A 23869-nucleotide genomic window follows, 5' to 3' on the forward strand; every position below is an offset into this window, starting at 1 on the left:
TTTTCTTTCTGTAAACTGATGACAGTATACAGAACAATCCAGAGACACGCAAGGTAATCATTATTACGCTATTTTAAGAGGTCAATAACAGTACAATTTGTCAATATTTTTACCACAATTAGAGCAGTTATGGTTAATAAAAACAACAAAAATAACAAATGCAAAAAAGGCACTGACCAGAATCCAGCCTTTTCTTTTCTGCTGAATTCCTGATCAATGTCTTTTATATTTTACCTTATACTCTGCCGAACATTATTTTGCCTTAAATACTGTCACATCACTCTTGGAGAGGTCAATAGTCTTTGGCAGGATGGAGGTCTTTTTCTCCACTGTGCCGGATGTCAGTGTAGCAGTTCCGCCAGAGATCGTGTTGGAATTAATGGCATCCTGCAGGGTATTGCTTACCTTTACATCTGCAGTAAAGATATCGCTGCCTGAACTGATGGCTGTGCTGCTGTTCTGCATTTCCTGGATCTGCGCCTCTGTAGGATAGAAAGACGGCTGACGGATGTAACGGAAGCTTGCGCTGTAGGCCTCGCCTACTGTAACTCCGTTCTTGCTGGAGGAGCAGTGTACTGCGATCCAGTCACCTGCATCTGTCTTACCGCAAAGGATACCTACATGGTTATCGCTGCCTGCCTCCGGTCCCTTCTGGAATACCAGGTCTCCGGGCTGTGCATCTGTCTCAGTAACCACATTTGCCTTCTCCCACTGGTCAGAGGTTCCGTCTCCTACTGCTGCCTGCATTGTCTGATCCTGGTAGCCATTGATCACTGCCCAGGTTACAAAGCCGCTGCAGTCCAGGCCGTATGCACGGATGGTACCTGTACTCTTGCTGCCTTCTGCAGAAACCTTCTCAGCTGTACCCCAGCTTGGGTCAGTACCGATCTTTGTGGACTTACCGCCCCAGAAATATCCTACCTTGCCTACCAGAGAGTAAGCTGCGGAAATTACATTTACACGTTCCTCGGACACATCATCCCCAACACTCTCACGCACAAAGCCCTTGGCTGCTGTAACTACTGCACAGAGAAGCTTACAGTCTGTCTCCACATATTTTTTCAGAACCTTACGGTCCTTCTTGGAAATTTTATTCTTCTTAATATAGTAATTAATCTTACGGTTGCCGTATGTAACATGGGTAATGTTCTGCTTGTCCCTGACAACCGGGTTCATCTCTGCAAAAATCTTCGCCAGATCATCCTTACAGGAACCATCCAGGGTAAATTCTGTTTTGCCTGCCTTGCTCTGCTGATAGATGTAGACTGCCAGGATATCCTGCCAGTTTCTCACCAGAAGGCTGTCTGCAGATGTGCTGATTCCGGAACCGGACAGGTCACTGGCATCTGAAAGCTTATTTTTCTCCTTGTATTCCTTTTCAATGGAGTCCATAACTGCTGAGAAATCATCGGAGAAGGTGAGATTATAATTTTTCTTCAAGCTGTCCAGATAGAAATCCTTACCAGCATGGATATTGGATGCATAATATACAGGTGTGCCGGTAATACCTGTAGCTGTGGTGCTGTTATTATCGGAAAAATCGTTTTTCTTGCTGGCTTTATTTTCTTCTTCCTTTTTCTTCTCTGTTTCCAGAGTCTGAATGCGGGCTTCCATCTCCACCAGAAGGTTATAGTTGGATACTTCCTTCTTCTCGTCTTCAGTCAGAGTTTCATAAGCAGTACGTACGCTCTGCACCAGAGATTTCTTCTCCAGGGTGATTGCCTGAAGATGAAGCTCATTGATACGGTCGATCACTGCCTTGGCATTATCTGTGATCAGCGGTGCCGGTGTAGGTGTATTCGGAAGCGGCGTCACAGATGGCGCCGGTGTAGGCGTATCCGGAAGTGGTGTGACGGATGGTGCCGGTGTAGGTGTGTCCGGTGTCACTGTGGGCTCCGGAGTAGGTGTATCCGGCGTTACCGTAGGCTCTGGTGTAGGTGTGTCCGGTGTTACTGTAGGCTCCGGGGTTACAGGATCGGGCTGGGGTTCCGGTGTCGGAGTCTCCGGTGAACCGATATCCACTCCATCATCACCGGATGAAAAATCATCGGAATAAGCGGTCACTGTCTCCTCTGCTGCCATAACTGAGACCGGTCCTGACAAAGTCATACCGGATGCCAGAGTCAGGCACAGGAACTTCATTAGGTATTTATTCTTCATATATTTAAAAGGCTCCCTTCTTTTCGCGAACATGTCTGTTATTTCCCCCATTATCTTCGGCATGTGTAAAACGGACCAAAGATCCGCTTTCGCTACTTCTTCATGAGCGCAATCACGTCCGATCACGTTCAACTAATTCGGATTTATTCTAGCATATTCATTTTTGTAAATCAACCTTTGACGAAAAGATATCTTTTGGTTTTATTCAAATTTCATTTTTTCTTCACATTTCCTTCAGATTTTTTCCGGAACAAAAAAGACAGCCCGGGCATTCTCTGCCCTGAAAGCTGTCTGTTTTTTATGCTGCAAGATATTGCCGTCCTGTACCGAGCTGCACCAGGCCCTGAATCACCTGGAAGCACATGTTCAGAATAAAACGGATATCCTCCTCCACACAGCGGAGCTTGTTCAGATACCGTTCATGGGCTGCCTCGATATAATCGATCAGTGTGGCAAAGGTATCGAAGCGAATTGCCGGCTGCAGGTATCTGCAGGCCTCTCCTCCCTGTATGCAGGACTTGAGTTCATTTTTCAGCACCTTTTCATAATGATTGTGCTGGGCAAGACTGCCTGTATATGTTTTGTTATGAGGAAAAGTAAAATAATCCGCCATATAGTGAATCACTTCTCCGAAACGCCGCCAGTATACTCTCTCATTGCTCTGCTCCGGTGTGGTAGCAGCCAGCCGGCGCATGCTCTCCTTCACCTGGTCAAAGGTTGTAAAATACTCATGTCGTTTCGTTATAAAGGATGGTCTGATATCCGGAAGGATACTTCCCAGACAGAATGCTTTTCTGTGGGACTGCAGGCTGGAAGCTGCTGACATCTGGTCTGCGAGATATCTTGCAAGTAAAATATGTGATTTTTTACGCAATGTTTTCCTCTTTTCTTTCTGTAAAGGATCTGTCCTGTCATGTATAGTGACAGTGCCAATCATCTATAACCAACAGAATACACTATAGCAGATATCCATTGTTTATTCAATCCGTTTTCCAAAATTATTTCTAAAATATTTCTAAAATATTCTAAAATTATCTCTGGGTCAGATCCATAAACTGGCCCAGCAGTTCCAGATCACTGGCCTTTACTTTCAGATTTGTCTCCAGTCTCTCACCCTCCGGAGTAACAAAGGCAATCTCCAGCACACTATCCTCTCTGATTCCTCTCTGGGATACTGCCCTGCAGAATGCCGGAAACTTGGGATGGTTTCTCTTAAAAGTATTCCAGGCACCGGCGGCCTTCATCATATTACCTATATCCATAATTCTTTTGTCCTTTCCTGCTGTCAGGCAGTTTCTCTTTGAATACTGCTTATGGTCAGGATCTTACCATACAGCACAGCTGGGCAAATCTCTCATCTCTGGTGCGCATACATGCTATGTAATCATCGATCACCCTGCGCACCTGATAGGGAATATCCAGCTTTTCATATCTTTGTTCCAGTTCCAGAAGATCTCTGTTATCCTGACAGATATATTCGTCCTCTGTCTCCAGTTTTTTTGCCAGTTCCATGATTTTTTCAGCTTTTTCATCCATAATGTTCTCCTTGCGTTGGTTTACATCCTGTGTGTTCATTTCGGTCTCCTTAGTTTCATAGAAAATTGGTAACTGCGCTTGTCCGGAAAAGAATTCCCGGCAATGAATAAGCGCAGTTATATTGTGTGTATGTGTGTTAACATCTATTATTTTATAAAGAGATACTCAGATTGTCAACGAAAACCGTACGACATAATAGTTGATAAATCGACATAATTCGACTTTTTTCGCTCAAAAAAATCTGTTTTACATTCTCAGATGTCTTATTCCTTACCATTAAAGCAATATGTACATACATTGCAGGGTTCAATTCCAATGGCTTCCAGAAGATCATCCAGTCTGTGATAGCGAAGAGTTGTAAAATTCTGCATTTTACAGATATCCTGTACCATCTGCTCATATCTTTCTGTACGCGGGTCTGCATACTCATCCAGGATCTCCTGGGGACAGTTTGGACCTTCTCTTTTCTCAATCACCTGGCGGGCAATCAGTTCCATTTCGGATTTGGAGCGGGAGAAATTCAGGTATTTGCAGCCATACATAATTGGAGGGCAGGCAGGGCGGACATGTACTTCCTTTGCACCGCTTCTATAGAGAAATTCTGTTGTCTCACGGAGCTGAGTTCCACGCACAATGGAATCATCAATAAGAAGAAGTTTTTTGTCCTTGATCAATTTGCGCACAGGGATCAGCTTCATCCTGGCGATCAGGTTTCGCTGGTTCTGGTTGGTGGGCATAAAGGATCTTGGCCAGGTAGGTGTATATTTAATAAAGGGTCTTGCATAAGGAATGCCGGATTCATTGGCATAGCCGATGGCATGTGCAATACCGGAGTCCGGAACACCTGCTATAATGTCCGGATGAACAGAATCGCCATCTCTTTTTGCAAGCATGCTTCCGCAGCGATAACGCATATCTTCTACGTTCACGCCCTCGTAAGATGCTGTTGGGTATCCATAATAAACCCAGAGGAAAGAACAGATTTTCATTTTCTTTCCCGGTTCTACCAGAGTCTTCACACCGTCTGCTGTAACAAAAACGATCTCTCCGGGTCCCAGTTCCTTATAATCTTCATATCCCAGATTAATATAGGCATGGCTTTCAAAGGACAGACAATAAGAACCTTCTTTGTGACCGATCTCAATAGGAGTTCTGCCCATTTTGTCACGGGCTGCATAGATTCCGTCTTTTGTCATAAGAAGCAGTGACATAGAACCATCAATCCGCTCCTGTACATACTGGATTCCTTCTACAAAATTATCTTTTTCGCAGATCATGGCTGCGATTAGCTCTGTTACATTGACAGTTCCGTTGGTCATTTCCTGGAAATGTACCTTGGTGTTATCATACATCCACTGCAAAAGTTCATCATAATTGTTAATCTTTCCCACAAAAGTAAGGGCAAAGCTTCCGATCCTGGAATTAAACAGAAGTGGCTGGGGTTCATAATCGGAAATACATCCAATTCCCATGTTTCCCTTCATAGTTCCCACTTCTCCGTCAAATTTCGTACGGAATGGTGTATTCTCAATGTTATGGATGGCGCGGTCGAAACCCTGTTCTCCATACACAGCCATACCGCCGCGGCGGGTACCCAGATGGGAATGATAATCCACTCCGTAAAAAAGTTCCAGTACGCAATCTTCTTTTGATGCTACTCCAAAAAATCCACTCATAATGTGCTCCTCTCTGCTTCCATAATCCTTATTAGTATAGCATACTGCTTCTGATATTTTCAAGCACTGCAAGAAATCCTATTTAATTTAAATCTCACTGAAATCCGGTGTTCCGTACAGGTCGAATGGAGTTGACTGGTAGACGTAATAATTCAGCCAGTTGGTATACAAGTTATTTGCGTGAGCTCGCCACATAAGGAGCGGGCGATTCTCAGGGTTGTTGTCTTTGTAATAGTTTTCCGGTATCTCGATAGGCAGGTTTTTACTCACATCACGTTTGTATTCCCCGTCCAGTGTCACACGGTCATATTCCGGGTGTCCCATCACAAAGATTTTGCGGCCACCGTCTGCCATTGCAAGGAAAAGCCCTGCTTCGTCTGACTCAGCAAGCACTGTCAGCTCTTTGCAATTATGAATATCCTCGATGGGAACTTCCGTATGTCTGGAATGGGGTGCCAGGAACATATCGTCAAAACCGCGTACCAGCGGAATCTTGCGGTTCATCACCTTATGCCAGAAAAGGCCAAACATTTTTTTGTCCAGTTTGCGTTTTTTCAGTCCATAGTGGTGATAGAGCCCTGCCTGGGCAGCCCAGCACAGATAAATAGTGGAGGTAACATGGGTATTTGTCCAGTCCATGATCTCTGTCAGTTCATTCCAGTAGTCTACCTCTTCAAATTCCATCTGTTCCACCGGCGCACCTGTGATGATCATTCCATCGTATTTATTTCCTTTCAGCTCCGGGAAGGTCTGATAGAATTTATTCAGATGACTCACAGAGGTATTTTTCGCCTCATGGCTCTGTACTGCCATAAAGGTCACATCTACCTGAAGAGGGGTATTGGACAGAGAACGCAGAAGCTGCAGCTCTGTCTCCTCCTTCAGAGGCATCAGGTTCAGAATCAGGATCTGGATAGGCCGGATATCCTGATGGGATGCCCTGGACTCATCCATTACGAAAATATTTTCTCTCTCCAGAATTTCTTTTACTGGAAGATCACTCTGTATTTTAATCGGCATTTTATGGTCTCCTTTCCTTTTGGGTCAAATTTAATGCCCTGCAAGCTTCAAAAATTCTTCCTCGGATATTACAGGAATTCCAAGTTCCCTGGCCTTTTTATTCTTGGAAGAATTGGAAGTGGTATCATTGTTAATCAGATAATTGGTCTTTTTGGTTACAGAACCGGTAACCTTGCCTCCAAGGGACTCCACCAGTTCCTTTGCCTGATTCCGGTTGTCAAAATGCTCCAGACTTCCGGTAATAACAAAATTCATGTTCTGGAAAATCTGCTCTCCCTTTTTTTCTTCTTTCTTAATGGCAAGGTGGCTCATAAGATGATCCAGCTTCCGGTTGTTCTCCGGGTCTGCAAAGTATTCTGTCAGACTTCTGGCGATCACCGGACCAATGGTATCAATGGAGCTGACTTCCTCCTCATCTGCGCGGCGGATTTTCTCCAGGTCATCATCAAAGTGTCTGCAGATCACCTTTGCATTGGCCAGTCCGATGTTGGCGATTCCCAGACTGTAGATCACCTTTGCCAGAGTTGTTTCCCTGGCCTTTTCCAGACTTGCCATAAGATTTTCGAAAGATTTCTCACCAAAGCCCTCCATGGTCACGATTTCCTCTCTGTGTCTGCTGATCTCAAAAATATCACCAAAATCATGGATAAAACCTCTGGCAATAAATTTCTCCAGGGTTGCTTCTGAAAGGCCATCAATATTCATGGCGTCCCTGCTGGCAAAAAGAGCAAAAGCCTTAATCTTTTTGGCAGGGCAATCCGGGTTGGTGCAGTAAAGGGATTCCACCTCATTTACCCTGCGGATCTCTGTGCTCTGTCCACAGGCCGGACAGGTATCCGGAATAGGAAGCTCTCCGCTCTTTGTAAGATTTTCAGCAATCTGGGGGATGATCATATTTGCTTTATACACGGTGATCCTGTCTCCGATTCCCAGCTGCAGTTCCCGCATAATGCTGATGTTATGCACACTGGCTCTGCTCACAGTGGTACCCTCCAGCTCCACAGGATCAAAAACTGCCACCGGGTTGATCAGACCTGTGCGGGACGGGCTCCATTCAATCTTCTCCAGCCTTGTCTCCCGGATCTCATCTGCCCATTTAAAAGCAAAGGCATTTCTGGGAAATTTGGCAGTACGCCCCAGGGAATCTCCGTATGCGATATTGTCATAAAGTGCCACCAGACCATCTGATGGAAAATCATTCTCTGTGATCGCTGCAGAAAAATAATCCATAGCCTGGTCCAGGGTAGCTGCCGTTACCTTGCGGTATTCCACCACCTCAAATCCCTGGTTTTTCAGCCATTCAAACTGCTCTGCGTGGGAATTATGAAAATCTACATTCTCCGCACTTACCAGGCCAAAGGCATAGAACCTTACATTTCTCCTGGCTGTGATCTGGTTATTCAGCTGACGTACAGAGCCGCTGCACAGATTTCGCGGATTTTTATATCTGGCATCCACATCCTCTATGGATTCATTGATCTGTTCAAAATCAGAGTAGGTAATGATCGCCTCCCCACGCAACACCAGTCTGCCTGCATAAGGGATTTTTAAAGGAATATTCCGGAATACCCTGGCATTGTTGGTAACTACCTCGCCTACTACACCATTTCCTCTGGTGACAGCCTTTGCCAGTTCTCCATTTTCATAGGTAAGAACAATCGTCAGTCCATCCAATTTCCAGGAGAGCAGGGTCTCATGATCCCCTATAAATTCCCGAAGCACTTCCCTGTCCTTGGTCTTGTCCAGAGACAACATGGGAGATTCATGTTCTTCCTTAGGAAGCTGATCTACCGCCTCATACCCTACCTTTGCGGTGGGGCTGTTTGCCAGTACGGTTCCTGTTTCCTTTTCCAGAGCCTGAAGCTCGTCGTACATCTGATCGTATTCTCTGTTGCTGATGAGCTCTATGTCCTCCTGGTAATAAGCCCTGGCTGCTCTGTCCAGTTTTTTTACCAGCTCTTTCATTCGATTCATTGCGGCTGTTTCCATGATGCCCTCCTGTTTCTATTACTGTTTCACTGGTGGAGGAGGCAAGAAGTCTCTGAAGCTCCTCCCACTCTACCGGTGTGATCTCCCGGTACTGTCCCTCCGGGATTCCCTCCAGAGTCAGGTTCATGATCCGGAGACGTTTGAGTTTCTTTACCTCATAGCCCAGATACTGACACATCCGTCTGATCTGGCGGTTCAGGCCCTGGGTGAGTATGATCCGGAAGCTGCATGCTCCGGTCTGCACCACCTGACAGGGTCTTGTCACTGTATCCAGGATAGGTACTCCTGCACTCATCCGGCGGATAAAGCTTTCATCTACCGGTTTATTTACTGTCACAAAGTATTCTTTTTCATGGCGGTTTCCGGCGCGCATGATCTTATTTACCAGGTCTCCCTCATTGGTGAGAAGGAGTAAGCCCTGAGATTCCTTGTCCAGTCTGCCTACAGGATAGATCCGCAGGGGATAATCCAGGTATTCTGTCACAGTGGTTTCCTGACGTTGCTTTTTTGTACTGCAGACAATTCCCCTGGGTTTGTTAAATAACAAAAGTACTTTTTTTTCATTTTTCTCTACAGGAATCTGATCGATACAGATTTCATCCTTCCCGGATACCTTCTGGCCGCTCACAGCTTCCTCCCCGTTCACTGTGATCCTGCCTTCCAGGATCATTCTGTCCGCCTCTCTGCGGGAACAGACTCCTGCATCACTTAAAAATTTATTGATTCTGATTTTTTCGTCCATTGTTTTATTATATAGTTATTTGTATATTTTAGCAATTAATTTTTCGCCGTTGTCTTTTTCCCCAAGATACGTTATGATAAGAAAGCAAAAGATAAAATACAAAGGAGGCATTTTATGTCGGGCCATTTTTTCCGGACAAACCGCTGGCTGGTGACAGCTGCTGTCCTTGTGTGCATATTATCCGGAGGGCTTTTTACACGCTCTGCCGCAGCACCGTCCCAGGATCATTCCGAGAACAGCACCGGAGTGCTCATAGCAGAAAATACCAAAGACAACAAAAGTACACAAACCACTGAAAAAGTAACAGATCTCAAAAAAACTAAAAGTACAAAAGATACCGGAGACACTGAGAAAAAAGCAACCATAACTCCAACTCCTGCAAAAAGCAGCGCAAAGGAGGATTCCTCTGCTGACAAGAATCAGGAAACAGGAAACAAGGTTTCTCCTGAGGCAAAGAAGGGAGTCTGGACGACTTCCGGCAGTGACTGGATCTTTCTGATAGACGGCAACGCCTATACAGGCTGGCTTACAGACACAGATGGAAAGCGATACTATTTTGATAAAGCAGGAATTATGCAGACAGGATGGGTTGATGTGGAAAATAAGCGTTATTATATGGATCTGGATGGGATCATGCAGACAGGTGATATTACTGTAGACGGCAAAACCTATCATTTAAATGCAGACGGCTCTCTCCAGGGCTATGAGCCATCCACTGCCACAGCACAGTCAGATTCTTCTGGCAAGAAATCAAAAAAGAAGAAAAAAACAACTCCAAAGACTATTGCCCTTACCTTTGATGATGGCCCAAGTTCTTTTACAGACAGACTTCTGGATTGTCTGGAAGCCAACAATGCAAAGGCCACCTTCTTTATGGTAGGTAAGGAGATCCTAAGCTTTCCTGATGAAGTCAAACGGATGAAAGCTCTCGGCTGTGAACTGGGCAACCATACCTATGACCATACAGATCTGGCCACCTTATCTGCCTCTGATATCAGTTCCCAGATTTCCAGGGTAGATCAGGAGCTGGTGAATCTTACAGGACAGGGCGCTACTGTGGTACGGCCGCCCTATGGTTCTGTAAATGACACAGTCAAAGCTACTGTAGGCACACCTATGATCCTGTGGTCCATTGATACGCTGGACTGGAAAACCCAGGATGTCCAAGCTACAGTGGAGGAAGTAATGAATAACGTACAGGATGGTTCTATTATTCTGATGCATGATATCTACAGCACTTCTGTAGATGCTGCAGAGATTCTCATTCCACAGCTGATCGAGGACGGATATCAGTTAGTGACAGTCCATGAACTGGCAGCCGCCCACGGCAAAGAGCTGAATCCAGGTATTACATACGGAGAATTCACAAACTAACCGAATAACTGCTCCGCAGTTATTCGGTTATGAGCAAGTAGCGAAGCGGATTGCGAATATCCGCTTGACTAAAACCAGCGTAAAAAATAAAAGCTGCATGATTCGCAGCTTTTATTTTTTACCCATTATTTTTTATTATTCCTGTTCTTCCTCACCGGAGCCTGAATCCTGTGAATCATATTCCTCCGAATCTGAATCGCCGGAATCCTCTGAAGTATCTGAATCTGAATCAACAGATTCTGATCCGTCTGTGAGGAGATCTCCTCTGATATATCCGGTCTGACCGTCATAATCAATCTGAACCCATTCCCCGTCAGTACCAGTCTTCTCAACCTGCTCACCTTCTGAGATCACGCCAAGAATCTCAGAATCTGTGTTTGCCTCTGCGCGCACATTACATTCCTCTGCCACAGTGAGAAGTGTGCCATTCTGTGCCTGTACAGACACATCAGACTCATCACCCAGACCATTTAAGAATGCTGCCAGTGCCTCATCCTTCTGCTGTGCCTGATCCAGTTCATTCTGTACCTTTGTCACCAGCTCTGCCACATCACTGTCTGAGAGCTGCTTCTCCAGGTATGCAGAAATATCCGGGTCCTGCATGGCATCATTATCAATTATCCAGCTGCCATCGCTGTTTTTGTACACATAGAACTGTGTCAGCGCCGGCGCCTTTGTTTCAATATTCTGACAGATGTATGAGAAGCAGGCGTAAACCACATAGGAATCCTCTGTCATACCTTTCTTTGTATATACGTCTCCTACTTCATACCCTTCGATATAATCCTTCAAGTTTGTGACCTTTGACTCATCTGATGGTGTAAAATCATCTTCCAGAGTCTTCAGCGTTGCAATATCTTTTTCCCCCAGAGCTTTGTAATAGCTCTTAATTAATGCAGTAATATCTGCATCTGCTTTTTCCATGGAATTGGCGTCTTCTTTCTTCTCGTCAGACTCCCCTTCATTTGTCGGAGAAGAAGGAACATTTCCCTGGTCCTTTGCTGCCGTCTTCTGTCCATCGCCGGAATTCCCCTTATTACTTCCAACGCAGGCGCGAACGCCAAAGAACAGAACAAGCACAATTATCAGAATCGCTCCACCCAGCATAAAATACCGGAGGTTATCTGATAACCATTCTCTAAAATCATCCAAGTTCTTGTCCTCCTTATGATACAACGCATCGGAACTGTTCATCGTCCCGTGCAGTACACCTGAAGGGAATCGAACCCCCGCACATGGTACCGGAAACCACTGCTCTATCCACTGAGCTACAGGTGCAAGTAACATAATTTGATCATCTGAATTTTATTTGTCAAAGATGTTCTCAATCAGCTATCATGATTCTATCACAGAGCCCGATAAATGTAAAGTTTTTTTTACGAATATACTCAAATGCATGAAACTTCCAGACTATTTGTACATTTTCGCAAACAACTTCTCTCATATTATATCAAGAGGCACCTTCTGGTGAAAGCGCCTCCTGACAGATCAGATTATTCTGTTTTCAAATCATCAAATTTGATTCTGATAATAACCAGGGTAATGATCATCAGAATTGCAGATACCGGAAGTGCGATCCACGGTGTCTGCACAAAGCCTGCTACTATATAAGACAGAAAGGACACCACTGCTGCCACTATTGCATAAGGAAGCTGGGTGGATACATGATTTACATGATCACACTGAGCACCTGCAGAAGCCATGATCGTTGTATCAGAAATAGGAGAACAATGATCTCCGCATACTGCACCTGCCATACATGCTGAAATAGAAATGATCATCAGCTCATGGTTGGTTCCTGAGAATACATTTACCACAATAGGGATCAGGATACCAAAGGTTCCCCAGGAGGTACCTGTAGCAAAAGCTATCACTGCGCCGATCACAAAGATAATTGCCGGCAGGAAATTCATAAATCCGCCTGCTGATGCCTGTACTACTCCGGCTACAAATTCAGATGCGCCCAGGCTGTCTGTCATTGCTTTCAGTGTCCATGCAAAGGTCAGGATCAGAATAGCAGGTACCATTGCTTTAAATCCATCCGGCAGACATGCCAGACAATCTCTGAAATTCATAACACGGCGAACCATATAAAGAACAATTGTAATAATCAGAGCAAAGAAGCTTCCCAGTACCAGGCCTACAGAAGCATCACTCTGGGAAAAAGCAGTTACAAAATCAACTCCACTGAAAAAGCCGCCTGTGTAGATCATTCCGATAACACAGCACACTACAAGGCAGATAATCGGAATCAGCAGGTCGATTACCTTTCCTCTTGGATTGCCGTTTGCATCCTCCTCCGTATTGGCGTATGGACGGGAGGCAGTGGTATAAATATCTCCCTTTAATGCATTGGTCTCATGAACTCCCATAGGGCCGAATTCCACCTTCATCAATACCATGGCAACCATCATGAAAATAGTAAGCAATGCATAAAAGTTGTATGGAATAGCACGTACAAAAAGAGAAATTCCATCCTCTCCTTCTACAAAACCGCTGACTGCTGCTGCCCATGAAGAAATAGGGGCAATGATACAAACCGGCGCTGCTGTGGCATCAATAAGATATGCCAGCTTTGCACGGGATACGTTATGCTTATCTGTTACCGGACGCATAACGCTTCCTACTGTCAGGCAGTTAAAATAATCATCAATAAAGATCAGGACACCCAGAACAATTGTAGCAAGCTCTGCTCCAGCTCTGGTTTTGATCCTCTTACTTGCCCAGCGTCCAAAGGCTGCTGAACCTCCTGCTCTGTTCATCAGGCATACCATTGCTCCCAGGATTACCAGGAAGATCAGGATACCCATGTTATAAGCGCTTGTAATGACACTGATCATCCCTCCCTGGAAAACATGGAGAACGGTTCCTTCAAAGCTGAAATTTGAATAAAACAGGGCGCCCACCAGGATTCCCACAAACAAAGAGCTGTATACCTCTTTGGTGATCAGTGCCAGCGCGATTGCTACCAGCGGTGGTACCAGTGACCAGAATGTGCCGTAAAATTTTGCTGATGCAGTGGATGATTCCTCTGCTGCAAGTACTGTCAGTGGTGATGCCAGCACAAAGAGCATGACCATTGACAGAAAAAGTGATACTTTTTTCAGATTGTTTCTCATTTTTTCCTCCCTCTTTTTGTTTCCTTGAGATAATATGTAAATTTCTCCGGATCCACAGGGCAATCCTTTCAGAGATCAAGCGGATATTCGCAATTGAAGCAGGGGACTTACTTGATTCGATTAAAAAAGCCATGAATGCGTACGAAACACATTCATGGCAACTATTCTGCTTAAGTTACTTTGATAGCGCTTCACCCGGGTGACAGTACAACGCATATTCTGCGTCATCCCAGGAATCCTCCTCCTGACTGGCCTGATTCCTTCGGCGGTCTCCCCTTTCACCGGATGACTGTCATGTCATATTTTCCGGCATACTGATGAATCCCGCGCCTCTATCATTACATATTATTCTGTTGTTATGTGAAGCTGCCTACACTCTCCTCCGGGAGACACCAGACAACTCTCTATTTATTTACTTTATCAGCTTTCTCCGGATTTGGCAATAGGAAAACGGAAAATATTATAATCATTTACAGCAGTCACCCATTTATATCCGTAATGTTCCATAGCTGCAAAGGCTTCTTCCTTCTGTTCCTGCGAAAGCTGCAATACGAGAAACTGAACCTTCTCTTTCCTTGCCCTCTTTCCTATTACCTTATAATCAGGTTCTTCTGCACTCATCCTTGTATACAGATGTCTGGCATTTCTGGAACGGGCACCCCTGCCATCTCTGCCGAAGGCAAGCTGAAAGGATGGGTCATATACTCTCAGATAAGGTGCAATACTGTTATCCGCAGCGATCAGTGAATCCTCTGCACTTCTTTCAGCCAGAAGTATATTAGCGACCTGCGCTGCTTCCTCCGGAACCTTCTGATGATTGGACACCTTCATATAATTTCCGGCACTCCATACACTGGTGCCACTTACAGCCAGAATTCCCACACAGGCAATTACAAAAACTGCCTGCAGGCCCTTTTTTCTGATCCTGGACAGAAGGGAGGTCACCACCAGCGCCAGTGCAGGCACTACCGGAAAGAGCCAGATCACTCTCCAGTATACCAGACCTCCGATACATTTCTGGATTAAGGCAGCTGTCACAGGGCAAAAATATAAAAAGCACAGAAGACACTGAAAAGCGATCAGATAACCTGTATTTTTTCTCTTTCTCTCAAAAATCAGCAGATACAAAAATGCTGCTGCCCACAGATATGGGTACCAGCTGCTGCCCCAGTACTGCTCCCACCAGAAAATTATATAATGTACTACATTATCCATAGTGTCTGTTCTCCTTTATCCGCTGTTGCATACAGCAGTTCCTTTGTATTCACGGGATTTACCCTGCTCACAGGCATAAATATACACCGCCCAGAAGCAGGGATGGCATACAGCACAAAATCCCATAGAGAAATCTCCGAGGAGAACGGTTCTTCACCAATGCCAGCAGTACAAACAGCCCTGTCACAACAGGGGCCAGCATAATCCCCATAGAGGAAACATGGCAGGCTGCCAGATTGGCCATCGCCAGAAGAAGCCACGGGTATTCCGGCTGGTCTTCCAGCATCAGAACAAGCCCAAGATAGATAAGGAAGGGCAAAATCACTGCTGCCAGCACTGCTTTTCCCTGCCAGATACGCACCAGCAGAAAATTGCCTCCCGTATATACAGAAAATCCGGAAAACCAGATGATCACAGCACAAAAAAGCAGAAACACCCCCTGCTCTCTTCTTTTTTCCGCAAACCACAGTCTGCCAAACTGGTGATACACCAGATAGGCAGCCAGCAGAAATACCACAGGATAAATGGTGTGTGCAGCCACAGCCGGATGAAGACCTCCGGACAGCTGACTGATCACAGCCAGAAGCACTGGAAAGGGTGAGAGCACATATCTTCTGGGCAAAACTGCATATTCAGCCCCTGAATAGGGATTATATGCAAATATGGAATCTGTATGCACAGAGGTCGTGGCTGTTGCCACATAAAAGGCATCGTCAGCGTCCATATGGGCATAATATACGCATACACCAATCTGCACCAGTATCACTCCTGCTGCGATCCACATCCAGGGAGAAATTTCCGGAATGGATTTTCTCAGTCTTTTTCCATAAGAACCTGCACTGCCGGCAAACCCATACAGACCATAGGCTGCACAAAGCCCCATTACTATAGCAAACAAAAGGGTCACCAGATGTAAGGATAATTTTCGGAAAATCCCCGGCAGGATGAGAAGCTGCGCCACTGCCAGCATAAGCAGAAGTCCTGCCAGAAAGCTTTCACCCAGCGTATAGTCTTTCTTTTTCTTTACAAATGGAATCCCGGCAGCTACGGGCACAAAAATGAGCCAGAAGCCTACCAGTACTCCCTTTACCATCATCTGCATGATTTATTTTAAGCCTTTCTTTTTCAGAATGCCCATGGCAATTTTCTCAGGCAGGATGGGAAGCTCCCTTACGCGCACTCCTGTAGCATTATAGACTGCTTCTGCAATAGCCGGGCATGGAGTATCGATTACCAGCTCTCCGATAGACTTGGCACCAAAAGGTCCTGTCTTTTCATAGCTGCATTCAAAGTCTACCCGGATATCCCCAATGTCCTCTCTGGTAGGGATCTTGTACTGCATGAAGGAGTTATTGCGGATTTTTCCCTTCTCTGTGTACTGTACATCCTCGCTTAAGGCCATTCCGATTCCCTGTACCAGACCTCCCTCAGTCTGCACGCGAGCAAGGTTTGGATTGATCGGTGTACCGCAGTCAACCACTGCCACATAATCCAGTAATTCTACACTTCCGGTCTCCGTATCCACTTCCACCTCTGCCATACCAACCATAAAGGGCGGAGGAGAAAGAGGTGAGGAATGCTGTCTGACCACCTGGAGTTCTGTATTGTTAAAGCAGGTTCCCTTCAGTGCTATGGCTTCCAGAGAAACTCGTCTGCTCTCTTCCTCTGTGCAGTAAACAAAGGAACCGTCAAAATCTACCTCTGCCTTATCTGCTTCCAGCATCTCAGCGCCTACCTCACAGATTTTAGCCCGCAGATCCTGGCAGGCTTTGACTACTGCCATTCCTGTCGTGTAGGTAGTAGCAGAGGCGTAGGATCCGGAATCATAGGGTGAAATATCAGTATCCACGCTGAATACTACAATATTGTTCATAGGTGTTTCCAGACATTCTGCAGCGATCTGGGACAGAATCGTGTCACAACCGGTACCCATGTCTGAACAGCCCAGTGCCAAAGTATAAGAGCCATCCTCATTAAGCTTGATATCTGCACCGCCTACATCCAACGCTGCAATTGATGAGCCCTGCATTGCCATGGCCACACCTACTCCACGGACTTTGCCGTTGCCCATATCCCGGCATGGATATTTGGCATCCCAGTTCATCATTTCCTTTGCTCTGGCCATACAGCGGTCCATGGTACAGCTCTGAGCATAAGGAACATCATGATAGCCTGGCAGGGGTCCTCCCTCCAGAGGCATGTTCAGTTCCTTGATCTTTACAGGATCCATTCCCATTTTGTGTGCCAGTTCATTTACTGCAGACTCCACTGCATAAATTCCCTGTGTAGCCCCATATCCTCTGTAGGCACCTGCAGCCTGCATATTGGTATACACTACATCAAAGGAAAAACGATAGGCTGCTGTATGTCTGTACAGGGCAATGGACTTATGCCCACTTAAACCTACTGTAGTGGAGCTATGCTCACCGTAGGCACCGGTGTTGGACAGAGTATGCACATCAATGGCCTTAACAATACCATTCTCATCTGCTCCCACACGGACTGTGATTTCCATCTCATGGCGTGGAGAAGAACAGATCATGGATTCGTATCTGGAGAAAACGATCTTGGAAGGACGGCCTGTCTTCCAGGTTACAATAGCCGGATAAATATCACTGATGGAGGTCTGCTTTGCTCCAAAACCTCCTCCGATCCTGGGCTTGATCACACGCACCTTCGATGCCGGAATATCCAGTGCCCTGCCCACGATCCTGCGCACATGGAAGGGAATCTGAGTAGAAGAAAGAACTGTAAGTCTGCCAAAATGATCCATGTAGCAGGCTGTGCGGAAGGTCTCCATCATAGTCTGCTGGTTTGCTTTTGTATGATAGGTCTGTTCTACTGTATATTTACATTCCGCCAGCACTTCATCTACATTTCCCTCTTCCTCAACAGCCAAAGCACAGAGGTTTCGTTTATTGTCTCCTCCCAGAGGGATTTTCAGTTTCCAGTCATCCTCAGGATGAACCAGAATAGCATTATCCTTTGCCTGGTGAATATCCAGAACAGGAGTCTCTACTTTATATTTTACTTTAATTCTCTTTAATGCCAGGTCTACTGCGGCCTCTGTCTCACCTGCTACAATGGCAACAGCATCTCCCACAAAACGCACATGGCGGTCCAGGATCAGACGGTCATCCGGGCTCATCTCCGGAGCGGTCTGTCCTGCCAGGGTAAAACGCTTCTGAGGTACGTCCTGCCAGGTAAGGATGCAGGCAATTCCCGCTACCTTTGCAGCATTTTCTGTCTTTATCTCCTCCACCCAGGCATTTGCATGGGGGCTTCTTAATATCTTGATAATAAGGCAGTCCTTTGGTGCCAGGTCATCTGTATATACAGGTTTTCCGGTCACCAGAGCCATGGCATCTATTTTGGGGACAGGCTGATTTACATATTTCATTTTATGCTTCCTCCTGTGCTTTTTTATACTGAAGGAATTTCAGTATTCCTCTTGTCTGTGAAACAAATCCGGAACAGCGACACAGATTACCGGAAAGATATTCCTTGATCTGCTCCTCTGTGGGATCTGTAAGCTCCTTTAACATGGCAAAGGTGTTCATGATAAATCCCGGATTGCAGAAACCACACTGCTCTGCGCCTTCATTTGCAATAAAGGTTCCCAGCTCTTGGGCTTCCTTCTGCATTCCCTCCAGTGTTACAACCTTTTTGCCATCTGCCCGGGCAGCCAGTGTGGAACAGGAAAGAACCGGTTTCTCATCCATCAGTACTGTACACAATCCGCAGTTCGCTGTTTCACAGCCTCTCTTTACACTATAGCAGCCCTTTTCCCTGAGAAAGTCCAGCAGAAGGGTATCCGGCTGGATTTCCTCCTGACGCTTTACTCCATTGAGCCAGAATTCAATTTTCATCACTTACACCTCCTACAGTCTCCCAGGCTCTTCTTGTGAGAACCTGCACAAGCAGACTACGATATTCCTGAGAAGCTCTCATGTTGCCGGAAACAGGCACGCTCTTTGCCGCATATTCAGCAAAGCCGTGGATGGCCTGTATCTTTTCTTCTCTGTTCATTGTATCAAAGCCGGACAAAATCCCCTGTGTATCCTCCACAACCATAGCTCTGGCAGGTCTTGCCCCGATGACTGTACGGGGACATCCGTTGATCAGAGATGCGGTACAGGTGAGCACAGGAAAATCTGTCTTCGTATTTCTCTGACTCAGATAGCAGACTGTAAGAGGAACCTTTTTTATAATCATATTTACCAGAATGTCATTGTCCTTTTTCATATTCACAAATTCAGTCAGCGGGATACGTCCTCCATGGAAAAGCTCCACATAGCTGTCCATGCCAAGAAACATGGTCAGTACATCGGAGAAACCAAATCTTCCGTAAATACTGCCGCCTACAGTGGCACAGTTACGGAACTGTACTCCCACAATATGACGCAGACTTTCCCTCATAGCTCCGCCAGTGTATGTATTCAGAGCCTCATTTGTCTCCAGGTCACGAAGAGAAGTCATACATCCGATCACAAATTCCTGATCATTCTCTGTAATCTGATCCAGCCTCAGCCCGGACAGGTCAATGGCAGTGGTCAGATTTCGGTTTCCCATTTTCATCCACACCATTCCTCCCAGGATTTTCGCCGTTTTTTTCTGGTTCAGCTCATAAGCTTCTTCCAGACTGTTTACCTTTACATAATTTTTAATTTTCAGCATGATAGAACCCTTTCTTTCATTATCTTCAGAAACAGATTACTATTTTGATTCTATCATAGGTCAAAAGCAACTGTCTACTGTAAAAAATTCTCGATATATTCCTTCAGAAATTCATAAATCTGATTTTCTGTAGGCGGGCATCCATTCAGATTATGCTCAAACCTGCAGGTGCAGGCACCCACACCCAGTTTTCCTGTTTTGCCACGGTATCCCTGGCCGATGCATATCTTGGTATCCAGTTTTTCAAAAAGACCGTCATTTTTCAACATTTCCAGAGCCGGGATCAGATAGCCATAGCAGGCACTGCAGGATTCCACTTCTTCCACTGCATCCTGTAATTCCACCACTTTTCTGGATTTAGGCAGAGTCTTTTTTGCAGTTTCTTCGCAGAAAATAATTTCCGCCTGTGCCAGATCTGCACTTCCTGCTCCCAGCTCCTCCGCCAGTTTTACATATGGCACATCACTTGTCTGATAATGCATAACCTGACATACATAGGCATCTATGAGAACCGGATCCATCCCTGCCCAGATACGGTTCATCACTACCGGATTTCCTCCGTCCTCAAAATCAAGATCTCCGCAGATATTATCTACCACAATAAAATCCTGATGGATTCCCATGTTCAGGTGAGCGATAGGTTTATGGAGGCCAAGGGCATGAAATCTCCTCTTTTCTGTATTGGGGATCAGACCCTTCATATTTTTTAGTGCACAGGTGATTTTTGTCTGGCAATGTCCTTTCAGAACAGGAACATTGATCAGGAAATCAATTTTCTCTACACTGCTGCAGATTTTCAGATCCATGCCGCCGCAGTCTCTGTCCACGCCTGTGTCCTTCTGCATATCCCAGAAAGGAACCTGATATTTTTCGGAAAGCTCCCTGTAACCACAAAGTTCATAGGCTTCTGTGGTTTTGTCTCCCACCCAGGAACCTTCCAGCATGGCAATTTTAGCGAATCCTTTTTCCTGAAGATATTCAATGATACCTGCCACTATCTCCGGATGAGTGGTAGCTCCCCAGGAAGCTTCTGTAGGTGAAACCAGGTTGGGCTTGATCCCGATCTGCAAATCCGGAGATAAGATCTGTTCTGCCAGATCACACTGCTCCAGAAGTTCTTTTGTCATTTCTTTGTATTCTGTTCCACTTTTAATATAGATTTCATTTTTTTTCATATGCACCTCTGTCAAAGCCTGTTTTCCAGGCTGTCAATTATTGTATTTTATTTCAGTATAACACAGGTTCTGATGCTTCACAATCAAGCGGATATTCGCAATCCGCTTCGCTACGTAGCTCTACACCGAATAACTGCTCCGCAGTTTAGTTAAAATTTGACAATATGAGTTTTTTGTGGTACGGTTGACAGGAAAATATTGACACTACCGTAACTGTTCAGCGACTTTAGAGAATGGCTGACTGATGAATGGTTACCGCACAGTTAGAATCGAGGAGAGGAATTTTATGAGAAAAAAATCAACTACAAGAACCAATGCCGCTAAAACAACTGCTGCAAAAACAACTGCTACTATCAAAGAAGCTACCACAAAAGCTACCGAGCTGGCAAAAGAAACTGTTGAAAAAGCTATCGATAAAGCTCCTGAAGTGATCGAAGAAGCAAAAGCTACAGTAAACAAAACAGTAAAGGAAGTTGCACAGAAAATGGAAACAAAGAAAATCGCAGAAACAACAATTGAGTTACCTGGCTGTGCAGTTACCATGACAGCTATTGAAGAAGCAGTGAAAAAAGATATGGATGCAAAGGAAATTTCCGGCAAGGAGATCAACGTATACATCAATGCAGATCAGAAAGCTGCATATTATACAGTTGACGGCGAAGGTGCTGACAACTACAGAATCGACCTTACCAGCCTGTAAGGAGATCTGTACAGTTTACAATTTTAACTGTCTGGAAAAGCCATATCTGTCTATTATCTGCAGATATGGTTTTTTTGCGCACAGATATTTACAGTTCTCATAATTATTCAGGAGAAGCAACATGAACGATACAAATATCAACCATAATAATTTTAACCGGCAGCTGCTGAAATTATCTATTCCAATTATTATCCAGAATCTGCTTAGCGCTGCAGTAAGTTCCTGCGATGTTGTCATGCTCAATTACGTGGGACAGTCTTCTATTTCCGCAGTGTCACTGGCTGCCAACTATTCCAATGTACTCTTTATGGTATATTACGGAGTGGGCACCGGGGCTTCCCTTCTGTGTGCCCAGTATTTTGGCAAAAAGGATCTGAAAGCCATACATATTATCGAGGGAATTGCCCTGCGTTTTTCCCTGGTAATTTCTCTGCTGGTGGCCCTGATTGCCTTTACCATGCCGGACAAAATGATGCAGATTTTCACCTCAGATCCTGAGCTTATCAGGATCGGAGCCTCCTATCTGCGGATCATGGGAATCACCTATCTGTGCTGGAGTATTACAGAAGTATATCTGTCTATCCTGCGCAGCATCGGACGGGTAACTGTCTGTATGATCCTGAATCTCCTGGCCTTTGTATTGAATATCATCCTTAATGCAGTCTTTATCTTCGGGCTGTTTGGCGCACCCAAACTTGGGGCTGCAGGTGTTGCCATTGCCACTGCATCCTCAAGACTTGTGGAATTACTGGGATGCTTTATTATTTCCTTCTTCAGTAAAGATGTGCGGCTGAACCCCAGATTTATATTTGTCCGCAGCAAATCCCTTCTGAAGGATTTTATTCGCCTATCCCTGCCTGCGCTTGGCAATGATGTAAGCTGGGGTGTAGGCTTTGCCATGTATTCTGTAATCCTGGGTCATCTGGGTTCAGACGCTGTAGCTGCCAACTCACTGGTAACTGTAGTGCGCAATATCGGTTCCGTATTTTGTTATGGGATTGCCAGTGCAGGTACGATCATGCTTGGAAAAACAATGGGCGAAGGAAAGCTTGCTCAGTCAAAGGAATATGCTTCCCGCATGCTGAAGGCAACTGTGGTTGCAAGTATCTTCGGTGGTCTGGCTGTATTGGCTGCTTCTCCTTTGATCATGCGATTTGCCTCTCTGAATGATACTGCCATGCATTACCTGAAATATATGCTTCTTATCAACAGCTACTATATTACAGGCTCTGCAGTAAACACAGCTCTGATCGCCGGGATTTTCCGGGCAGGGGGAGATACAAAATTCGGCCTGATCTGCGATACCATTGATATGTGGCTGTATGGAGTGCCTCTGGGATTTCTGGCTGCCTTTGTCCTGAAGCTGCCTGTATTGTGGGTATATTTCCTGCTGTGCACAGACGAATTTGTGAAATGGCCCTGGGTGATCGGACACTACCGCAAGGGTGAATGGGCCAAAAACATTACCAGGGACGACATTTCCTGATAAGCTTCGATGATCCGCTTTATTCCAAAAACAAGTGTGGCAGACAATTTTTCATTGCCTGCCGCACCTGTTTTATAATCTGATATCACAGTATTTTCCATTATTATACATTCTTCAGTGCCTCATCCATAGGCACTTTTTTATTCTTTGAAACTCCAGCAGAGAGATCAGACCGTCAAATTTATTTCCGCTTACTGCGCTGGCCGGAATATGAAGCATATACTGATATTTTCCCAGTTCCCCCTTCAGTTCTCTGGGCAGACGTTTGCGTAAAGGATTTTTCATCATATGCCTCCTTACCAGTCCAACTCTGCTGCCGGGATCTTATGTTCATTCATGTAATTTTTACGAATCATCCCATCGCGAAGCTTCACCACCCGGTCAGCCATATCCTTGATGGCATCGTTGTGTGTTACCATGACGATGGTGTTGCCGTATTTCTGGTTTACCGTCTCGATCAGCTTCAGGATTTCCTTGGAGGTATTATAATCCAGGGCTCCTGTAGGCTCATCACAGAGAAGAATGTCCGGATTCTTCACAATGGCTCTGCCGATAGCAGTCCTCTGCCGCTGACCGCCGGAAAGCTGATTGGGAAGCTTTCTCTGGTGCTCATAGATTCCCAGCGTATGGAGCAGTTCACCTACATCCAGAGGCTTATCACTGAGATAGGCTCCCACCTCTATATTTTCCCGCACTGTGAGATTGGGAATCAGATTATACATCTGAAAAATATATCCCAGATGCTTACGTCTGTACAAAGACAGTTTCTTCTCTGACATATCTGCCGGACGGCCCCAGAAGCACACAAAACTCTCCTCTCTCAATGTCAAGATCCAGCCCCTTCAGCACATCCACCCGGCTGTCCCCTGCACCAAAAGACTTCTTAATACCCTGTATCTGCAGAAACATTTTTCATTCCTCCCTCATATCACTTGCTGTGGAGCAAATTTTTTTAATATAACACTGCTGTTTTACAGTATTGTTATACAGCGCTAACTTA

Annotated in this window: 19 protein-coding genes, 1 tRNA gene, 2 pseudogenes and 1 riboswitch; of the genes and pseudogenes, 3 read left to right on the top strand and 19 right to left on the bottom strand. The window is 45.4% G+C overall.

All coding sequences use genetic code 11. From position 1 onward, the window contains the following. Positions 1 to 252: 252 nt before the first annotated feature. From ACTNC6_RS05100 to ACTNC6_RS05135, 8 genes and pseudogenes are all read right to left on the bottom strand, one after another. Complete coding sequence (locus tag ACTNC6_RS05100; protein WP_441043365.1) at positions 253 to 2160, bottom strand: C40 family peptidase; 1908 nt, start codon at positions 2158 to 2160, stop codon at positions 253 to 255. Between the two features lie 298 nt (positions 2161 to 2458). After that, the gene (locus ACTNC6_RS05105) at positions 2459 to 3034 is read right to left on the bottom strand and encodes a zinc dependent phospholipase C family protein (protein WP_303243181.1); all 576 of its coding nucleotides are present in this window, start codon (positions 3032 to 3034) and stop codon (positions 2459 to 2461) included. 157 nt (positions 3035 to 3191) lie between these two features. Next, positions 3192 to 3422, bottom strand: coding sequence for a hypothetical protein (locus tag ACTNC6_RS05110; protein WP_441043366.1), 231 nt, complete (start codon positions 3420 to 3422; stop codon positions 3192 to 3194). A gap of 55 nt (positions 3423 to 3477) precedes the next feature. After that, positions 3478 to 3735 (bottom strand): hypothetical protein, encoded by a 258-nt coding sequence (locus ACTNC6_RS05115; protein ID WP_441034265.1) that lies wholly within the window; start codon positions 3733 to 3735, stop codon positions 3478 to 3480. Between the two features lie 224 nt (positions 3736 to 3959). Then, the gene (locus tag ACTNC6_RS05120) at positions 3960 to 5372 is read right to left on the bottom strand and encodes an amidophosphoribosyltransferase (RefSeq protein ID WP_173743385.1); all 1413 of its coding nucleotides are present in this window, start codon (positions 5370 to 5372) and stop codon (positions 3960 to 3962) included. Between the two features lie 87 nt (positions 5373 to 5459). Then, positions 5460 to 6392, bottom strand: coding sequence for a homoserine O-acetyltransferase MetA (gene metA, locus ACTNC6_RS05125; RefSeq protein WP_019161931.1), 933 nt, complete (start codon positions 6390 to 6392; stop codon positions 5460 to 5462). Between the two features lie 30 nt (positions 6393 to 6422). Beyond that, the gene (ligA, locus tag ACTNC6_RS05130) at positions 6423 to 8381 is read right to left on the bottom strand and encodes an NAD-dependent DNA ligase LigA (protein ID WP_441043367.1); all 1959 of its coding nucleotides are present in this window, start codon (positions 8379 to 8381) and stop codon (positions 6423 to 6425) included. Positions 8382 to 8394: 13 nt separating this feature from the next. After that, a pseudogene (locus tag ACTNC6_RS05135) lies at positions 8395 to 9123 on the bottom strand (pseudouridine synthase); the annotation flags it as partial. A 114-nt stretch (positions 9124 to 9237) separates the two neighbouring features. Between ACTNC6_RS05135 and ACTNC6_RS05140 the strand changes: the two are divergent. Next, a complete protein-coding gene (locus ACTNC6_RS05140; protein ID WP_441043368.1) occupies positions 9238 to 10497 on the top strand; it encodes a polysaccharide deacetylase family protein in 1260 nt (419 codons plus the stop codon). Positions 10498 to 10632: 135 nt separating this feature from the next. Here ACTNC6_RS05140 and ACTNC6_RS05145 read toward each other — a convergent pair whose 3' ends face one another. The 9 genes from ACTNC6_RS05145 to ACTNC6_RS05185 form a co-directional block, all read right to left on the bottom strand. Further along, positions 10633 to 11649: an SH3 domain-containing protein gene (locus tag ACTNC6_RS05145; RefSeq protein ID WP_441043369.1), complete on the bottom strand. Its 1017-nt coding sequence runs from the start codon at positions 11647 to 11649 to the stop codon at positions 10633 to 10635. 54 nt (positions 11650 to 11703) lie between these two features. Beyond that, positions 11704 to 11775 (bottom strand) — tRNA-Arg (locus tag ACTNC6_RS05150). A 215-nt stretch (positions 11776 to 11990) separates the two neighbouring features. Beyond that, the gene (locus tag ACTNC6_RS05155; protein WP_441043370.1) at positions 11991 to 13616 is read right to left on the bottom strand and encodes a Na+/H+ antiporter NhaC family protein; all 1626 of its coding nucleotides are present in this window, start codon (positions 13614 to 13616) and stop codon (positions 11991 to 11993) included. A gap of 176 nt (positions 13617 to 13792) precedes the next feature. After that, positions 13793 to 13959: riboswitch (Lysine riboswitch) on the bottom strand. Positions 13960 to 14036: 77 nt separating this feature from the next. Then, on the bottom strand, positions 14037 to 14831 hold the full coding sequence (locus ACTNC6_RS05160; RefSeq protein WP_441043371.1) for a hypothetical protein: 795 nt from the start codon (positions 14829 to 14831) through the stop codon (positions 14037 to 14039). 67 nt (positions 14832 to 14898) lie between these two features. Beyond that, complete coding sequence (locus ACTNC6_RS05165; RefSeq protein WP_441043372.1) at positions 14899 to 15933, bottom strand: DUF6077 domain-containing protein; 1035 nt, start codon at positions 15931 to 15933, stop codon at positions 14899 to 14901. A gap of 3 nt (positions 15934 to 15936) precedes the next feature. Further along, entirely contained in the window at positions 15937 to 18231 is a 2295-nt protein-coding gene (locus tag ACTNC6_RS05170) for a xanthine dehydrogenase family protein molybdopterin-binding subunit (RefSeq protein ID WP_433844545.1), read from the bottom strand. Position 18232: 1 nt separating this feature from the next. Continuing rightward, a complete protein-coding gene (locus ACTNC6_RS05175) occupies positions 18233 to 18700 on the bottom strand; it encodes a (2Fe-2S)-binding protein (RefSeq protein WP_173743419.1) in 468 nt (155 codons plus the stop codon). Further along, positions 18690 to 19508 carry an FAD binding domain-containing protein gene (locus ACTNC6_RS05180; protein ID WP_441043373.1) on the bottom strand — a complete coding sequence of 273 codons (819 nt, stop codon included), beginning with the start codon at positions 19506 to 19508 and terminating at the stop codon, positions 18690 to 18692. The genes ACTNC6_RS05175 and ACTNC6_RS05180 overlap by 11 nt, the downstream gene beginning before the upstream one ends. 74 nt (positions 19509 to 19582) lie before the next feature. Next, a complete protein-coding gene (locus tag ACTNC6_RS05185) occupies positions 19583 to 20683 on the bottom strand; it encodes a DUF362 domain-containing protein (protein WP_441034283.1) in 1101 nt (366 codons plus the stop codon). Between the two features lie 286 nt (positions 20684 to 20969). On the opposite strand from ACTNC6_RS05185, the gene ACTNC6_RS05190 reads away from it, so the two are divergent. Both ACTNC6_RS05190 and ACTNC6_RS05195 read left to right on the top strand, forming a co-directional pair. Beyond that, on the top strand, positions 20970 to 21383 hold the full coding sequence (locus ACTNC6_RS05190; RefSeq protein ID WP_433844549.1) for a DUF6465 family protein: 414 nt from the start codon (positions 20970 to 20972) through the stop codon (positions 21381 to 21383). Positions 21384 to 21504: 121 nt separating this feature from the next. Continuing rightward, the gene (locus tag ACTNC6_RS05195) at positions 21505 to 22869 is read left to right on the top strand and encodes an MATE family efflux transporter (protein ID WP_441043374.1); all 1365 of its coding nucleotides are present in this window, start codon (positions 21505 to 21507) and stop codon (positions 22867 to 22869) included. Between the two features lie 114 nt (positions 22870 to 22983). On the opposite strand, the gene ACTNC6_RS05200 is transcribed toward ACTNC6_RS05195, so the two are convergent. After that, the gene (locus tag ACTNC6_RS05200; RefSeq protein ID WP_441043375.1) at positions 22984 to 23154 is read right to left on the bottom strand and encodes a hypothetical protein; all 171 of its coding nucleotides are present in this window, start codon (positions 23152 to 23154) and stop codon (positions 22984 to 22986) included. A gap of 11 nt (positions 23155 to 23165) precedes the next feature. Next, positions 23166 to 23778, bottom strand: a pseudogene (locus ACTNC6_RS05205) (ABC transporter ATP-binding protein). Between the last annotated feature and the right edge of the window lie 91 nt (positions 23779 to 23869).

It is taken from the genome of Blautia sp. HCP3S3_C4, from assembly GCF_052064095.1.
GTDB lineage: Bacteria > Bacillota > Clostridia > Lachnospirales > Lachnospiraceae > Blautia_A.

What these genes read in the sequence shown, in the direction of transcription:
- ACTNC6_RS05185 (WP_441034283.1), bottom strand. Translation starts at nt 20,683, where the DNA reads ATGAAAAAAAATGAAATCTATATTAAAAGTGGAACAGAATACAAAGAA.
- ACTNC6_RS05100 (WP_441043365.1), bottom strand. Translation starts at nt 2,160, where the DNA reads ATGAAGAATAAATACCTAATGAAGTTCCTGTGCCTGACTCTGGCATCC.
- ACTNC6_RS05200 (WP_441043375.1), bottom strand. Translation starts at nt 23,154, where the DNA reads ATGAAAAATCCTTTACGCAAACGTCTGCCCAGAGAACTGAAGGGGGAA.
- ACTNC6_RS05160 (WP_441043371.1), bottom strand. Translation starts at nt 14,831, where the DNA reads ATGGATAATGTAGTACATTATATAATTTTCTGGTGGGAGCAGTACTGG.
- ACTNC6_RS05120 (WP_173743385.1), bottom strand. Translation starts at nt 5,372, where the DNA reads ATGAGTGGATTTTTTGGAGTAGCATCAAAAGAAGATTGCGTACTGGAA.
- ACTNC6_RS05180 (WP_441043373.1), bottom strand. Translation starts at nt 19,508, where the DNA reads ATGCTGAAAATTAAAAATTATGTAAAGGTAAACAGTCTGGAAGAAGCT.
- ACTNC6_RS05110 (WP_441043366.1), bottom strand. Translation starts at nt 3,422, where the DNA reads ATGGATATAGGTAATATGATGAAGGCCGCCGGTGCCTGGAATACTTTT.
- ACTNC6_RS05175 (WP_173743419.1), bottom strand. Translation starts at nt 18,700, where the DNA reads ATGAAAATTGAATTCTGGCTCAATGGAGTAAAGCGTCAGGAGGAAATC.
- ACTNC6_RS05195 (WP_441043374.1), top strand. Translation starts at nt 21,505, where the DNA reads ATGAACGATACAAATATCAACCATAATAATTTTAACCGGCAGCTGCTG.
- ACTNC6_RS05115 (WP_441034265.1), bottom strand. Translation starts at nt 3,735, where the DNA reads ATGAACACACAGGATGTAAACCAACGCAAGGAGAACATTATGGATGAA.
- ACTNC6_RS05165 (WP_441043372.1), bottom strand. Translation starts at nt 15,933, where the DNA reads ATGCAGATGATGGTAAAGGGAGTACTGGTAGGCTTCTGGCTCATTTTT.
- ACTNC6_RS05140 (WP_441043368.1), top strand. Translation starts at nt 9,238, where the DNA reads ATGTCGGGCCATTTTTTCCGGACAAACCGCTGGCTGGTGACAGCTGCT.
- ACTNC6_RS05155 (WP_441043370.1), bottom strand. Translation starts at nt 13,616, where the DNA reads ATGAGAAACAATCTGAAAAAAGTATCACTTTTTCTGTCAATGGTCATG.
- ACTNC6_RS05190 (WP_433844549.1), top strand. Translation starts at nt 20,970, where the DNA reads ATGAGAAAAAAATCAACTACAAGAACCAATGCCGCTAAAACAACTGCT.
- ligA (WP_441043367.1), bottom strand. Translation starts at nt 8,381, where the DNA reads ATGGAAACAGCCGCAATGAATCGAATGAAAGAGCTGGTAAAAAAACTG.
- ACTNC6_RS05170 (WP_433844545.1), bottom strand. Translation starts at nt 18,231, where the DNA reads ATGAAATATGTAAATCAGCCTGTCCCCAAAATAGATGCCATGGCTCTG.
- metA (WP_019161931.1), bottom strand. Translation starts at nt 6,392, where the DNA reads ATGCCGATTAAAATACAGAGTGATCTTCCAGTAAAAGAAATTCTGGAG.